16 protein-coding genes are annotated in these 15439 nt (G+C 49.3%); 7 read left to right on the forward strand and 9 right to left on the reverse strand.

All coding sequences use genetic code 11. The features are described 5' to 3' along the window. Positions 1 to 678: acireductone synthase (gene mtnC, locus ABYT30_RS07530; protein WP_373095825.1), on the forward strand; the 678-nt coding region annotated here is incomplete at its 5' end. Here the strand turns inward: mtnC and ABYT30_RS07535 are convergent. Both ABYT30_RS07535 and ABYT30_RS07540 read right to left on the reverse strand, forming a co-directional pair. Next, the gene (locus ABYT30_RS07535; RefSeq protein WP_373077723.1) at positions 656 to 1045 is read right to left on the reverse strand and encodes a DUF6491 family protein; all 390 of its coding nucleotides are present in this window, start codon (positions 1043 to 1045) and stop codon (positions 656 to 658) included. The two genes, mtnC and ABYT30_RS07535, sit on opposite strands and share 23 nt — an antisense overlap. Before the next feature lie 90 nt (positions 1046 to 1135). Next, positions 1136 to 3547, reverse strand: a complete 2412-nt coding sequence (locus tag ABYT30_RS07540) for an ATP-dependent helicase (protein ID WP_373095827.1) — start codon at positions 3545 to 3547, stop codon at positions 1136 to 1138. Positions 3548 to 3771: 224 nt separating this feature from the next. Here ABYT30_RS07540 and ABYT30_RS07545 point away from each other — a divergent pair, with 224 nt between their 5' ends. The 4 genes from ABYT30_RS07545 to ABYT30_RS07560 all read left to right on the forward strand — a co-directional run bounded on the left by ABYT30_RS07545 (position 3772) and on the right by ABYT30_RS07560 (position 7234). After that, positions 3772 to 4365 (forward strand): TetR/AcrR family transcriptional regulator, encoded by a 594-nt coding sequence (locus tag ABYT30_RS07545; protein WP_373083447.1) that lies wholly within the window; start codon positions 3772 to 3774, stop codon positions 4363 to 4365. A gap of 250 nt (positions 4366 to 4615) precedes the next feature. Next, positions 4616 to 5413 carry an enoyl-CoA hydratase-related protein gene (locus tag ABYT30_RS07550; RefSeq protein WP_373083446.1) on the forward strand — a complete coding sequence of 266 codons (798 nt, stop codon included), beginning with the start codon at positions 4616 to 4618 and terminating at the stop codon, positions 5411 to 5413. 255 nt (positions 5414 to 5668) lie between these two features. After that, positions 5669 to 6892 carry an NAD(P)/FAD-dependent oxidoreductase gene (locus ABYT30_RS07555; protein ID WP_373083445.1) on the forward strand — a complete coding sequence of 408 codons (1224 nt, stop codon included), beginning with the start codon at positions 5669 to 5671 and terminating at the stop codon, positions 6890 to 6892. 21 nt (positions 6893 to 6913) lie between these two features. Further along, positions 6914 to 7234 (forward strand): 2Fe-2S iron-sulfur cluster-binding protein, encoded by a 321-nt coding sequence (locus ABYT30_RS07560; protein ID WP_373083444.1) that lies wholly within the window; start codon positions 6914 to 6916, stop codon positions 7232 to 7234. A gap of 95 nt (positions 7235 to 7329) precedes the next feature. Here ABYT30_RS07560 and ABYT30_RS07565 read toward each other — a convergent pair whose 3' ends face one another. The 6 genes from ABYT30_RS07565 to ABYT30_RS07590 form a co-directional block, all read right to left on the reverse strand. Then, entirely contained in the window at positions 7330 to 8100 is a 771-nt protein-coding gene (locus tag ABYT30_RS07565; RefSeq protein WP_373082654.1) for an acetoacetate decarboxylase family protein, read from the reverse strand. Positions 8101 to 8145: 45 nt separating this feature from the next. Then, the gene (locus ABYT30_RS07570) at positions 8146 to 9120 is read right to left on the reverse strand and encodes a Rieske 2Fe-2S domain-containing protein (protein WP_373095829.1); all 975 of its coding nucleotides are present in this window, start codon (positions 9118 to 9120) and stop codon (positions 8146 to 8148) included. A 257-nt stretch (positions 9121 to 9377) separates the two neighbouring features. After that, positions 9378 to 9977 carry a TetR/AcrR family transcriptional regulator gene (locus ABYT30_RS07575; protein ID WP_373082660.1) on the reverse strand — a complete coding sequence of 200 codons (600 nt, stop codon included), beginning with the start codon at positions 9975 to 9977 and terminating at the stop codon, positions 9378 to 9380. 120 nt (positions 9978 to 10097) lie between these two features. Continuing rightward, positions 10098 to 10508, reverse strand: a complete 411-nt coding sequence (locus ABYT30_RS07580; RefSeq protein WP_373095831.1) for a hypothetical protein — start codon at positions 10506 to 10508, stop codon at positions 10098 to 10100. Continuing rightward, entirely contained in the window at positions 10471 to 10866 is a 396-nt protein-coding gene (locus tag ABYT30_RS07585; RefSeq protein ID WP_373082665.1) for a response regulator, read from the reverse strand. Before ABYT30_RS07585 ends, ABYT30_RS07580 begins: the two co-directional genes overlap by 38 nt. Beyond that, positions 10863 to 12389, reverse strand: a complete 1527-nt coding sequence (locus tag ABYT30_RS07590; protein WP_373095833.1) for a PAS domain S-box protein — start codon at positions 12387 to 12389, stop codon at positions 10863 to 10865. The genes ABYT30_RS07585 and ABYT30_RS07590 overlap by 4 nt, the downstream gene beginning before the upstream one ends. Before the next feature lie 315 nt (positions 12390 to 12704). On the opposite strand from ABYT30_RS07590, the gene ABYT30_RS07595 reads away from it, so the two are divergent. Then, entirely contained in the window at positions 12705 to 13949 is a 1245-nt protein-coding gene (locus ABYT30_RS07595; RefSeq protein ID WP_373095835.1) for a cytochrome P450, read from the forward strand. A gap of 64 nt (positions 13950 to 14013) precedes the next feature. Here the strand turns inward: ABYT30_RS07595 and ABYT30_RS07600 are convergent, their stop codons facing one another. Beyond that, on the reverse strand, positions 14014 to 14565 hold the full coding sequence (locus tag ABYT30_RS07600; protein WP_373095837.1) for an outer membrane beta-barrel protein: 552 nt from the start codon (positions 14563 to 14565) through the stop codon (positions 14014 to 14016). Between the two features lie 314 nt (positions 14566 to 14879). Between ABYT30_RS07600 and ABYT30_RS07605 the strand changes: the two genes are divergently transcribed. Continuing rightward, a partial coding sequence (locus tag ABYT30_RS07605) for an RluA family pseudouridine synthase (RefSeq protein ID WP_373095839.1) occupies positions 14880 to 15439 on the forward strand: 560 nt, incomplete at its 3' end.

Raw genomic sequence — 15439 nt, forward strand, 5'->3', positions numbered from 1 at the left:
GACATTGAAGGCACCACCAGCTCAATTCACTTTGTGCATGAAGTGCTCTTCCCTTATGCGGCAAAGAATTTGCCTGAGTTTGTTCGCAATAATCACGCTAAGCCGGAAGTGAATAGCGCATTACAGGACGTTGCCGCCTTAGCGAATATTGCCCTCAATGATATAGAGGCACTCATCGCCCAATTACTGCGCTGGATTAGCGATGATCAAAAAGTCACGCCGCTTAAAAGTTTGCAGGGCTTGGTCTGGGAACACGGCTACCGCAATGGCGACTACAAGGCCCATATTTACGCGGATGCATTAACGGCCCTACAAGCCTGGCATCAGCAAGGTATTGACCTCTATGTATATTCCTCTGGGTCGGTTTACGCGCAAAAGCTATTTTTTGAGTTTAACGAGGGCGGAGATTTAAGACGCTTTTTTAAAGGCTATTTCGACACCGTTACCGGCGCCAAGCGCGAGGTCGAGTCCTACCAAAAAATTCAACAGGTGATCGGCAAACCCGCCAGCGAAATTTTATTCTTATCCGATATCGTTGAAGAGTTAGAGGCCGCAGCGGCAGCGGGTATGCACACTGCGTGGTTGCAACGAGACACGGCTGAAATTGAACACACGCCTCGCCACCTCTGCGTCGCTTCGTTTGCGGATATTGAACTTACTCGCTGGGATACACATTAGAGATTGTTTCAATCTCGCAGTGTGCTAACTCTTCAGAGTTACTCACAACCACATCATCGATACGCGTCAATGTGCCACTAATCGGTTTAAACGCAAGCTGTTCAGCACTGCGCAGAGCAGTGCAGTTTTTTCTTAAGCTGAGTAAATAATGCTCGGCATTACTGTTACTAAAAATCAGATGGCGGTCGTCAAGATACTGCCAATCGCTGACCTGATAATCGGCAACGCCGTCGACACTTTCGCCGGGACGATAGCCGTATTCCGCCAAACGTTCATCCAAGGCCGGCTCGTCTTTAACCACGGCGCAAGCAACAAGCGACACCGCTAGAATTTGCACTAGCCCTAATTTTACACCTTGGAAGTTCATATCCGCCTCCGGGAATGAATGCACGCAAGTCAGCATACACTCATCAGACCCTATCAGCGCGACAAGGTTCTATTTCGCGAAGATTACTACTCAGGCGATTTTCTGAGCCTGAAACAAAGCAAGGCGAAAGGTTTTGCGCCCGGCACTAAATTTGACGGCAATGGTGTGCTGGTCAATTGCCAGTACCGCGCCGCGACCAAATTTGTCGTGGGCGAGAATATCACCTACGGCAAAGCCCGCCGTCACCGTAGCGGCGTCAACACCAGCACTAGCGTCCGCCGCCGGCTCCACGCGGAACAGCTGCGTGGCATGTAAGCGCGAAAAAAAGCGTTGCTGCCCAGCGAAATCAAGTGTCACACCTAGTTCACCAATATCGCTTACACGGCCAACGCCATAGACCGCATGTTTTAGGTACGCGCCCAGTGCCGGTAATCCTTGTTGCGCCGCGGTGTCACTCGCTGTCCACCCAGGAACGACCGCGTCGAGGTAGCGCTGGACAACCCCGTCGCCGGCGGTGACATCAAACAGGCTCACCCCAGCATCAAGCTGGGTGCTGATCTGCGCCGCCAAATCCAAATTCATCTCGGCCAAAAAGGGACTGGGCAGCTGATGCAAGTCTGGCCGCTGGCCAATTGGCCAGCCATTACTGGCATCCAGTCCCGGTGCAAAGAGATACAGCACCTTTATTGCCCTCGTCATTGCGACGTACATCAGGCGCCGCTCCGCTTCCCGATCATCGTGTTCCTGGCGCCGCCGAGTACCCGCCTGATAGGGCATATAATGAGCGCTTAAGTTGGGTAGTAGCACCACCGGCCACTCCAAGCCTTTGCTGCGGTGCATCGTGGTAATGGTTACCGCTGCTGTGCCAGTGACATCGCTACCACCCTGATCACTCAGTTCGCCTAACATAGACAATATGGCGCGAGGCGCCTGATTTGACTGCATCGATACAAATTCAATAAAGGCACTCACGGTAGCGGCGCGGTTTTCACCGTCCTCGCGATTGAGCGCGTTATCCCGCATTGCATTAAGCAGGTCGAGCTTGTTAATAAACGCCGCCAAACCTTGCCCAACCGACGCCACCTGCGGCAATTCTTCCAGCAGGTCAGCAACACCCTGAAGACGACGCTCTTGGTAGATAGAAAGACTATCTTCGGATAGGCGCAAGGCATTAACACCCGTCGTGACTATTCGCGATGCGAAGCCTTTTAATACCTCGTGGCGAATTTTTAACTCGCAGAACTTTAACAGCTCAAATAACTGGAGAGACTGCTCACTCGAATTTTGTCGCGCAAATTCGCCATCCATAATACGGATTAGCGTGAGCAGTGCCTTTATTTCATTGCGATCTAATACGCGACTGCCACCCACAACACGATTGGGAATACCCTGTTTGAGTAGGGCCAATTCGACCGGCGCAGCCTGCGCCCAAGTTCGGCATAAAAAAGCCATATCGCTATAACTGAAACCCTCGCGGCGCTGCGCTTTACACGCCTGGGCTAACGCGGCGCCGTCTGGGGTTTGTAAACACAGTTCAACATGGCTTGGCGCCACGGAGTTTGCACTGATACACAACAACGGATCGCGCCGCTGGTTATAATTTATCAACTGAGCCGCGGCCAATGCGATATGGTGCCCGTATCGGAAAGTGCGCGACAACTGGTAGGATTGATGAGAAAACCGATCACCAAAATAGCTCAGCATATATTCAGGCTTTGCACCGCGGAACTCATAAATACATTGATCCGCGTCACCCACGACCTGCAACTGCGCGCGTTCACCAACAAGGGTCTTAAGCAAGAAAAACTGGATATCATTAATGTCTTGAAACTCATCAACAATAAAGAGCTCTACGCGATTCGCTAAATATTTCGCGAGAGCGGGGTCATTGGCAATCACCCGACAAGGATCGTAAAGAAAATCGGCAAATGTGACCCGCGCTGCTGTTTTTCGCCATTTTTCAAATCGCGCAAATGCCTCGACAAATAACTGGTATTGTTCAGCATAGCCAGCAGCGGCGAAAGTCACTTCCGGTGCCGCCAAGGTCGATTTAACTAAATCGACAAAGCCCGCAAAGGTATCCAGCCACTGCTGTTGCTCTTCGCGAATGGCGGCGCGCAGCGCCGACGTTCCCGCGGCAGCCTGCAATGCTTTCAGCATTTCAATGCCAGTCTGCCCGTCACCCAGCGGCGAGGGATCAAACGCCGGCATATACCCTTCCTTCGCCAAGGATATTGCTAAATTTCGCCCCATAGCATGAAAAGTTCGCACAGGAGGCAATAGCGCGTCGGCACCCGTCGCCATGCGTAATTTACGACTAAAATCTTCCTGGGCTGCTTTATTAAACATTACGACCCGAATCAAGCGCGGGTCCATGCCCTCGCGCAACCGCGCCAACACATAAGCGACCATGGTGCTGGTTTTACCCGCGCCAGCTACCGCCATCACCCGCGCGTGGCCACGGCGATGATTAGTAATAGCTTGCTGTTCTTCGGTAAGCATAGGGCAAATAACATTGGCCAAGGTGGGCGACGCAGGATAACAAGCTTGAGGTCCGGCTTCACCCTCATTAATAGATTAAAGCGCAGCAAACTCCCACAGTGACGCGGCCATTGTAGGGGGTTTCGATACCGCCGAGCATTCTGCTAAACTTCTGAGATTGGATTATCGCAAAGCACCTTGGCGTCTTATAACAATTGAATTGGTGCAAAACGTAAGGATACCCCGTGGGCAGACCCTCGAAACCAATCATTACTAAAGAGCTCGCCGCTAAAGCCGCTTTATCGGTGATAGACCGCCAAGGTATCGCGGGAATGAGCCTACAGCTAGTCGCTCAAGAGCTTGGCGTTAAAGCACCTTCGCTTTACTATCACTTTGAGAACAAAGCCGAATTGCTCGCTGAGGTGGTCCGATATATTCTGCTGGAGGCGAGCATTTCCGAAGAGGAACATTTTGATAATTGGCGCGATGCCTTGGTCGATCTTACCCTCTCAATCCGCGAGTCTATTTTGCTCCACCCGCGAGCAGCCCCCCTACTTATGGACTTTTTCCCCCGCCACCTCATTTTGCAGACCTATGAGTTTTGGATAAGTAAATTCGATATCCCGGTTGAAAAGCGCATGATGGTCGTTGATGGCATGGAAAAATTAACGTTTGGCTCAGCCATGCTGGGCGCCATGAGTCGCGTCAATGGCAAAGACCCAATGCCATCCTTTTCACCAACGCAATTCCCTCATCTAAATGCCGCAACCACCGCCAATCAACTCGATGAGACCGCCATGTTTGTCGCGACGGCCAAGGCCTTTCTCAGCGCCTTTTAAACCATCGCAGCTGATCAAGCAGATACACTCACTGCGCCACAATAGGGCAAAGCGATTTTACTCCTCGGTAAAACATTACGATTTGCTAATACGCATGAAAAATCGCCGAATAAATTGCAATTGCAATGGAACATTGCGGCCAAGCCATGCAAAATACGGGGCTTGTATTTTATGGCCAATGTCAACACCGATCACATGGCAGCAGTGAGTGGACGCCAACTAACCCAACATTTTCAGCAAGGCTAGGCGAATGGATTTTCAGCAAATACAGGTCGAAATGCGCGAATCAGTTGGCATACTGATTTTGAATGCGCCCGACAAGTTAAATGCGCTAACGCCACTGATGGTTGCCGAGATCAGTGCAGCCATTGACCACATTGCGGCCAACAGCCGAGCCATGATAATGACCGGTGCTGGTCGCGCCTTTTGCTCAGGTGCATCCTTAGACCCTCAAAATCCCCTAAGCCCCATCGATAAAGATCCTAGCCGCAGGGATCTTGGCTTAGTTCTAGAACAACAACTCAACCCCATAATGCTCAAACTGAAAAATCTGGATATTCCATGGATTAGCGCGGTACGCGGCGCTGCGGCGGGATTTGGGGCATCACTCGCCTTAGCGGCCGACATGGTAGTAGCCAGTGATACCGCCTATTTTGCGCAAATTTTTTCGCGAATCGGCCTTGTTCCAGATGGCGGTGCCACTCATTTATTAACGAGAGCCATCGGCCGTGTACGCACGATGGAGTTGATGCTCATGGGCAATCGCCTCCCCGCGGAAAAAGCCCTAGAATGGGGGTTAATCAACCGCGTAGTAGAAAATAAGCAGCTTGAAGAACAAGCATTTACCATCGCCCTTACCTTAGCCAGCGGGCCCAGCCAGGCCCTGGGGATGATTCGTAAAGCGGTATGGGCGGCCACCGATAATAATTGGGAAATGACCTTACAAAATGAGCGCGAGCTGCAGAGAATTGCTGGCCAAACCCTAGACTTTGAAGAAGGCCTCGCGGCATTTTCCGAAAAGCGCCCCGCTGCATTCAACGGCCAATAAAGACAATGATTGCTGCAGCAACCAACATCGTTAACGACCAGCGTAAGTCCGCGCTAGCGAGTCATGCTATACGCTGCGCAGTTTCTGTTGGTACAACAGTGTTGTATAATTCACGGCAAGTTAGCCTAGGTAATAAAGTCGTTTCACGGCCGTTCGAGCTGCCCGACAGGCACCTCTGTGCTATTGGATACCAACAATACTGGCAGTGTGGCAATGCTGCACCACAATTGAATAATACCAAGTGAGAATGAGCTTATGAGTGAACATTGTATAATCATCGGCGCCAGCCACGCGGCGGCGCAATTAGCCTCCAGCCTGCGCCAAGAAGGCTGGGAAGGTAAAATTTCCATCGTTGGTGACGAGCCCTATATGCCCTATCACCGCCCTCCACTGTCTAAGGCCTTCTTTGTTGGTGAAAAAACTGAAGATGAGCTGCTGATTCGCGCGGCCAATTTCTACGAAAAAAACAATATCGACCTTCTACTTGGCTGCCGCGTAAGCCGCATTGATCGCGACGCCAAGAAAGTTATTTTGCAAGACGATGCCGAAATCGCCTACACCAAGCTGGCGATCACAACTGGCGCGCGGGTACGGAAAATCCCCTTTAAAGGCAGCGAGCTGGCTGGCGTATTCTATATGCGCGACCTTAACGACGTTAAGCAAACCCATAAATTCACTGGCAAGGGTAAATCTGCAGTCATCATTGGCGGTGGTTATATCGGCCTTGAAACAGCCGCGTCGCTGCGCAAAATCGGCATGTCTGTCACTGTTATAGAGGCGATGAGCCGCGTGCTACAGCGCGTTACCGCACCAGAGGTGTCGGCGTTCTACACCCGTGTTCACACTGAGGAAGGCGTGGACATTCGCACTGAAGCAGGCGTCGACTCCATCACCGGCGAACAGCACGTTGAAGGCGTTCGTCTTAGCGATGGCACCACGATTCCAGCCGATTTGGTCATCATTGGCGTCGGCGTTATCCCCAATATTGAAATTGCCGAGGCCGCAGGCCTTACCATCGACAACGGGATTGTGGTCGATGAACACGCGCGCACCAACGATCACGACATTGTTGCTGCAGGTGATTGCACCAATCACTACAACCCCATTTATCAACGTAAACTGCGTCTTGAGTCCGTTCAAAATGCCACCGACCAAGCCAAAATTGCTGCGAAAACAGTATGCGGAAAACTTGAGACTTATAATGCGCTACCGTGGTTCTGGTCTGATCAATATGACCTAAAACTGCAAATTGCCGGTTTATCGCAAGGCTTTGATGAAGTCATCATTCGCGGCGATAGCGAGAACAGTCGCAGCTTTGCCGCCTTCTATTTCTGTGAGGGACGCTTTATTGCCGTCGATGCAGTTAATCGCCCTAAAGAGTTCATGACCAGTAAACGTGCCCTAACTACCGGTCAAACAGCCGATCCAATAAAACTTGCTGACGATTCGATCGACATCAAAGAAGCCTTTACCAATTAATATAAAGTAAGAGAGAAAATCATGCCTTTAATTATTTTTAAAACTCACGACGGTGAGACCAAAGAAGTTCACGCCGAAGCCGGTACAAGTGTCATGCAGGCGGCCGTAGACAACGGCATCGATGGCATCTTAGGCGAATGCGGCGGCTGCTGCAGCTGCGCTACTTGCCACTGCTATGTAGACCCAGCTTGGGTGTCCAAAGTGAATCCTGCAGACAGCACTGAAACAGACATGCTGGACTGCGTACTCGAACCCCAGGAAACCAGCCGTCTGAGCTGCCAAGTTATTGTCACTGACGAAATGGATGGCATTATTATCGGCATGCCAGAGTCGCAGTACTAAGCCCCATCCCGCAAGATTGCTGAACGCTGCTTGAAGATAGCCATATAGCATTTCAAACAGCGTTCGAGCACATCAGCATTCAGCTAAAGTCAGCATTAACTCCGCTTAGGCCCGCCGTTTTCACCCGGCCAGCGAGATCCGCCAATGGTATCCGCGTAGGGATGAAAGCCCTCCACATCTAACGGCCCCTCTAAGGTAATTCGACGATCCAAAAACACTGGCGTCCACAAATGCGCCTGAACTTCGCTGCGCGGTGGTAAACGGCTTGCAAGTGGATCCCACGGACTGTCATTTAGACGTAAATTGCCCTCAAGTTTCTCGATAAATGCCGTACCGTACTTGCTGTACACGCGCACCACATGGGGTGGGAAGTCGTAGTCTGCCGCAGTCATATCAACTCCGCGCAAGCACTTGATCCACCACTCATTAGTTTCAAATTCCGGCGGAATTTCGCCCACACCGCTGACCTTGCCCTGGTACTCCAAAAAGGTGTAACCACGGTGAGTGACGCTGGCAGTGATCGTGTCCATTAAGCGGAAATACTTGGTTTCGCCGAAGTATTTAGGCTGCCCCCAACGCTCGTGGCTGCCATAAATTGCGGCCTCCTGATCAATAGCGATACCGAGGGTGTACTCACCTTCAATGCCGTTATATATCGCGTCGACATTCACAACACAGCCGTATTCCGGCTCATTCAATACCGGAAAGTTATAGATGGTAATTGTCACTTTAGGGCTTTTACCCGGTTCAATACCCGGCGGCAACAATGCGGCAATATTGGCCGGATCTGTTAAGTAACTGATTTTCAACATCGGCCAATTGAGAATTTCGCCGGGTACAGTCAGTGGTGATACAGGCGTTGTCATTTTATTTCCTCATTATTATTTATCGGGATCGGGTATTAGTCAGGCCTAGGCCACATAAAACTGCTTGAACCACTTGCGATATTTCGCAATAGGGCCATCGCCGTCACACAAGGTTGGCGCTTCGAGATAGACTTTGTTTTCCCAAATCGGAATATCCTGATTGACTTGATGCACGATTTCATCGCGAAAGGCATTGGCATAGAGGGTGTGCTCATCGCTTTGCTGCTTTGGCAAGGTAAAACAAAAGCGCATATGAATATTCTGATCATCGATCGGCGTAATTGTGCCCATCATCACCACATCAAATAGCCGAGAAAATTTCTGATAGGTTAGACCAGGACCATAGGACCACGCTTCTAGACGCCCCTCATCATAATTCTCGCCACTGCGATCAATATTGCCAAACTCGTCCATTGCCTCTTGTTTGCTGTCCATCAGGGTACAACGTGTATGACCATCCATAGTCACCACGCCTTGGGGCATTTCCGGTGAGCTGTGCACGGTAACAAAGTGAGCAATATCCGCGGCGTTTTCCCCAGTTTCCTGAATGATCGAATTAATTTCCCACTCAAAAGTGTCAACTTCTGTCCATTCTGGCGAGTGCAGCTCAGCAATAGTATGGACATCAAAACTTGGCTCAGCACCTTCTGGGTGATACCACGCCCAGATCATTTGATTGCGCTCAACCACAGGGTAGCGGCCGATGGCCTGCTTGCCATCAACCTTGGGCGGCATATTCTTTGCGTACGGCACCTTGGTGCAATAGCCCTCGCCATTAAACTCCCATGCGTGAAACGGGCAGCTAATGCTCTCACCCTTCACAACCCCGCCGTGTCCTAAATGAGCACCAAGATGTGGGCAGTGGGCGTTTAACAAGCGCGCTTCACCCGCCTCCGTACGGAATAACACTAAATCCCGACCAAAATAACGCAGCGGCTTCACGCCCCCCACCGCGAGCTCTGAAGAATACCCAATGGCAAACCACCCGAGTGGAATCGGCTTGTCATATCGCTTACTCATACCATCTCTCCCGCACAACAGAGGCCTCCAAAAAGGATAAGCCCTAAAAGGTAACCGTAGTGTAAAAAAAGTATACGGTTTCGCTATGCAGGTCAAGCAAGGTTTTCAAAAATTGAATTAAGGATCATTAATAAGAGGACAAAGCACGCCCTAATGAGGAGCCACTGTCGCTTGGATACAGAGGGGAAAACTTGCGCAGCTACAAGGGCAATCTAAGACTGCCGCGCACGGTGTTATCTAAAAAATGCCACTCGCGCTCAATGCGCGAGCATGCTGTCGACGATAAAACTCCGCAATTGCGCAAAACGCTCTTGGGTGTTGTAGTCATCGTTATGCAGCCAATTCAGGGTAATGGCATTGGCCATACCCACCGTCATTTCCGCGCAAAATGACGGACTAAGACCAGCCTTTAACTGCGACTCACTATTACTGTAAAGACGGTAAAAGCAACTATTCATAAAAGCGATCTGCCCGCCACCTTGACTTAAGTTGGTAGACAAAGACCCGACCAAATATCCGATTAGCTCGCGCTCCAGCTTACTCACTGTGCTGTTACGGGCCGCTGACACCGACATGATAAAATCAAGTTGCTCAGCTAAATCACTCGACGTCGCAATCGCCTCGGTGATCAAATCATCGGTGCGCTGTAACAACTCCGACTGGCAAATATCGACCATTAAATCGTGTTTGGATGCGTAATAGTTGTAAAACGTCTTTTTAGCAATATCGACACAGTCACAAATTGCATCAATCGTAATACCTTCAACGCCATAACGCGCTATTAGCCGCAGGGTTTGCTCGGTGATATTCTCCCGAACGGCCTTCTTCTTACGCTCACGGCGCCCTAGTTGTGTCACTGGCAATTACCCACCCCAACATACATTAAAGCCGAGATAGTAACGTATGCACAGCGCTTAGGCCAAGATCGTCGAGCGCGTAGAAGACTGAAGTGCGCCGCCGAAGGTAAAAAACGCAGCTTACCCGTTTAAGTTTATAGGCGGCGCATTAACCTCTCCCGAGCTCGCCACACGTATCATTTCATTTATGATAACGCCAATACCCTCAACGGCAGCGGCATCAAATTCCTCAGCTTGCATCACACTCTGAATTTGAATTTGCGCCCTGTTACTTAGCGTATCGATAGGACTAATATTCAAAATGCTCGATGTTCCGGCAATAGCATGCACGCCGCGATATACGTCACTTAACACATCAGCTGCATAGTTGCTGGCAATGTATTTTTGCCAGAGCACTACAACCGGCTGCACTCGCTCGCTTAAATTGGCAATGTACTCTTTTTGCAGCTCAGCTAGCTGATCGTCGACACTTTGATTGTTACTGAGTTCATCGCTACCCATAGCATCTGGCCCAGATTGCCCGTACATCATCAGCTAAGGTCATTGGATTAAAAGGCTTACTAATAACATCTGCAGCGCCTAATTTTTTAAATTGCTCGACCTCGTCGGGCTGAACTTTAGCCGTAATAAATACCACGGGGGTATCTTTAAACGCCGATAACTGCCTAAGTTTCCCAAGTATTTGCGGCCCGTCCATGCCCGGCATCATCACATCAAGAATAATCAACTGCGGCATAAAGTCGTTAAGTAGACTTAAGCCCTCCTCACCGCTGGCGCAAGTCACGACATCCAAACGGCCAACTTGGCGCAGGGCTATTTCGGCTACCAAACGAATATCGGGCTCATCCTCAATATATAAAACCCGTTCAAGCTCGACCAAAACTGTCATTGGATGCTACCTTGCCGCTGTAACTGCCGCGTTAAATCAATATGAAATTCCGTGCCTTCTCCTATCACTGATTCAAAAGAAAGCTTACCGTGGTGCCGTTCAACTATTGCTTTAGAAATATGTAAACCTAAACCGGTACCACTCATTTCACGTTTATCTGAGGTATCTGCCTGGGTAAACTTTTCAAATACTCGGCTCTGAAAATCGAGGGGAATTCCCGGGCCACTGTCGCGAACCGTAATCCGAATATTGTCACCTTTTTGCCCAGCGCGTATTTCGATTTGTGAATTGCTGTAAGAAAACTTTGCCGCATTGGACATCAAATTACTCATTACCTGCATTAGACGATCTGGATCGGCATGAATATAAATATTCTTAGGGCAGCTCAATAACACAAACTTTACATGGTGTTTTTCAGCATAGGCCTGATTGTCTGAAATAGCGGTCTCCAAAAATGAGCGTAACAGTATCCGCTTAAAATTCAATTTCATCTTTTCGGATTCAATCTTGGAGATATCCAAAATATCGTTAATTAACAACAACAAACGATCACTGTTCTTATGCGCAATTTTGATCAGCATTTTTTCCTGATCCGACCCCTCCGCCACCGCCTTAGCAATAATCAGCTCTAAAGAGGCTTTGATTGACGTCAAAGGTGTTCGCAATTCGTGGCTAACCGTTGCGACAAACTCGTCTTTAATTCGCTGCTCATGCACGCGTCGCATGGCTTCCCGTAGCTTCTCTTCGGTTTCTTTACGCTCAGATATATCCCGAACAATACCGGTAAACATCCGCTGACCACTAACCTCCATTTCACTAATGGCCAGCTCTAAGGGAAATGTTGTGCCATCTTTCCGTAAGCCGGTTACCTCGCGGCCAATGCCAATAATTTTCTTTTCCCCAGTATGGAGGTAGTTTTCTAAATATTGGTCATGCTCATGCCGGTAAGGGTCAGGCATAAGCATCGACACATTCTTACCGCTAAGCTCATCCAAACGATACCCAAATATTTTTTCGGCAGCAGGATTTACGGTCTCAATACAGCCACGGTCACTAATGGTAATAACGCCGTCGACGATCGTATCGAGTATCGCCTTAGTGCGAGCTAAAAACTCACGCAACTTTTCTTCAGTGGCCTTACGCTGCGATATATCTCGGACAATTCCGGTGAACATTCGCTGGCCATTCACCTCCATTTCACTAATCGCAAGCTCAAGGGGAAAAGTACTTCCGTCTTTGCGCCGACCAGTCACCTCGCGGCCAATACCAATAATTTTCTTTTCGCCAGTACTAAGGTAATTATGAAGGTAGCTATCATGCTCCCGCTGGTAGGGGTTTGGCATTAACATAGAGACATTTTTGCCACTGAGCTCATCTAAACGGTAGCCAAAGATTTTTTCTACTGCAGGATTCACGGTTTCAATCAAGCCGCGGTCGCTGATAGTAATCACACCATCTACAATAGTCTCGACAATCGCTTTAGTGCGCGACAATAAATCATTGACCGCTTCCTGCTCCTTCATTCATTCCCCGCATTGCCGAACAGATTTATGATTTCAACAATGAGTGTAATCCGGAAAATATCTCCAGTAACCGTGAAATATACTTACCGATTTCGAAAACACCTAATCAACAGCCACAAAAATCCGTAGGCATATGATATTAAACAACAAAACTCAAGCACACGAAGTTAGTGCGATACCTAACTCCGCCCTAACCATGAATTAACTTGTGTGCATAATTACACTGTAGTATATTTTTTTGATCATTAGAGTTGGCGACGCACGTTTGCGCGTCATACTCACCTGTCTAACTAAAATAATACGAGGAAAGTTAGCATGCCCCAATCGCTGCCAGAATTAGCCCCGATCGAAGACCTATTCGACCCGACATCAAAGGCATACAGCGAAAACCCCGGCCCGCAATGCCTCGCCATTGCCGAGCGCGGACCGTTAGTGTGGTATGCGCCGTGGCAGGCTTGGATCATGACCCAGATGCCAGACATTATGGATTGCTGGAAGCGAGAATACTTATCATCGGACTTCTATGACTGGGAATTTGCGCCGCCACGCCCCACCGAAGAAAATTGGAATAATTTTGAAAAAGCCTTAGTTGGCCATAGCCTGCTAGCTGATCAAGGTCATCACCGACTAGTTAGACGCATCACTGCGCCGGCGTTTTCACGCAATGTGGTCGAAAATATTCAGCGCCGCCTTGAGCCCCACGTACAGAAGCTGTTTGATGAATTAGGCCAGCCAGAGAGTTTTGACTATATCGAGGAAGTTGCGAGACATATTCCCTTTATCTCAATTACCGCAATGATCGGTGTACCCGAAAAATATTGGCCAGCCATGAAGCGGGTTACCATGACATTTACCGAAACATGGAACCCTACGATCTCCGAAGAGCGTCGCCTGCGCGCCCAAGACGACAGCAATAAGGCCATCGATATTCTGCAAGAAGTCATCGCCGAACGCCGCAAGGAGCCTGTCGACGGCGACTTTCTCAGTACCCTGCTTAAAATCGAAGCAGAGAATGAGAAGTTCAATGAGTGGGATATCATAACCTTAATTTTGGCCCTGATCGGCGCTGGCGCGGATACCACCCTCGTTGCCCAACAATGGTCGGTTTACACATTGCTTAAAAACCCCGATCAAATTCCATTAGCGCTGGAGTCTGCAGATGCCTTTTCTAATGCCTTTAGTGAGATTATGCGCTGGTCGGGTAACTCTAAAATGGGCTTTGCCCGCTACGCGCCGGCGGATATGACATTACTTGGCCAAGAAGTAAAAAAAGGACAGATGGTTTTAATGATGCCCCACCTAAAAGACCATAACCCCGAGTACTATGACAAGCCAGAGAAATTGGATGTTCGGCGGGTATTCGAACCCGATGTATTATTTGGTTACGGACCGCGTTTTTGCATCGGTGCCGCACTCGCTAAACGCCAGCTCTATTTAACCTTAAGCGAGTTATTTAAACGCTTCCCCAACCTCAGCCTGGCTGAGGAGCCAGAGAAAAGTTTAGAAGATCATAATTCTGTAGTCTTTAAAACATTAAAGCTCAATACCAATTGCAACTGAGCGATCAACCCACGAAGTAGATAACACAGGCGCAAACAGCGCCTGTGTTAAGCTCAAACGCACATTACAGCGCGAAATAGAACTTCGCACCCAGTGACAGCATATCGACGTCAGTGTCATCGATATCATAACGGTCAAAACCAACCGTCAGATGCAGCTCACGACTCACTTGAAATGCGGCGCCAATACCAAAGTAAATATCAGTGCCATCCTCACTTTCGCTCGAGGACACACCACCTATACGCATCTTTGCATCGGAGTCCCATGCTATCAGCCCTGCTCGACCAGTCAATTCGAAGCCGGGCTGCAGCGGAATAAACAGGCCCAAGCCGGCGAATGCACCCGATGTTTCTACAGACAAAGAGTCAACACCATTGCCGCCCGACACTTCACCTAAATCGACATAGCCTCCCTCGATGGAAACATTTGGTCCCATGCGCACGCCAATGCCCATAGTGTAACCATTGTCTTCATCGTCGAAATTAGACCCACTATCTAAGTCGTAACTGGTTTTACCAAACTGGCCGGTCACATACATAGTGCCGGATTCAGCCATACTCGCCAGTGGCATTGCTGCTGCTAATACCACACTTGCTAGACCCATTTTTTTATTCATATCAACATCCCCGTAAAATAAGCAAAAATACGCCTAAAAATTTTCAGCTTGACACTCACGCGACCAAACCCAACAGCGTTATGTATAAAACCCTATTGGAGTCGCGCCAGTGTTGCCGCCATCATATCAAGCACCGTATAAAATTAGCTATGCGTTTACAGTGCCACAATTAACACCTTTGCTTCACCGCCAAAATCTGGCCGATGCCACGCAGGAGCCGCCAGCACGGCAAAAAATCGGTATACTGCGCGCTTAAGGTTATTACGACGCGGCCTCACTCGCACTATTAGGCGATCCCAACGAGCTCAAACTAAATGACAAACTCCGGAGACAATTTCATTGCCCCCAGCTGTCAGGAACAGATAAGCTTCCTTTTTCAAGATGAGCACCTACTCCTAATCAACAAGCCCAGCGGCTTACTAAGCTTGTCGGGTAAAAACCCGCTCAACAAGGATTCAGTCCATTTTCGCTTAGTAAAAGACTTCCCCAGTGCATGCTTGGCGCATCGCCTCGACTTCGGTACTTCCGGCGTTATGCTAATTGCCTTGAGCAAGGCAGTGAATGCACTACTCACTAAGCAATTTCAAAACCGTACGATTGTAAAAACCTATACTAGTATACTTATGGGCACCTTGGCGGAAGACTCAGGGGAAATTGTTGCTCCCATCGCCAAGGATACAGGCAACTTCCCCTTGCAAAAAATTTGCGCTGACAAGGGCAAACACGCAGTAAGCCATTACCAAGTTCTTGCCCACCTGCATAATCCATCGCGAACCCGCGTTGCCTTCACTCCCATTACTGGCAGAACCCATCAGCTCCGCATCCACAGTAAAGAAATTGGCCACCCGATATTAGGCTGCGATCTCTATGGCAC

The sequence above is a fragment of the Zhongshania sp. genome, assembly GCF_041623545.1.
In the GTDB taxonomy this organism is placed as follows: domain Bacteria; phylum Pseudomonadota; class Gammaproteobacteria; order Pseudomonadales; family Spongiibacteraceae; genus Spongiibacter.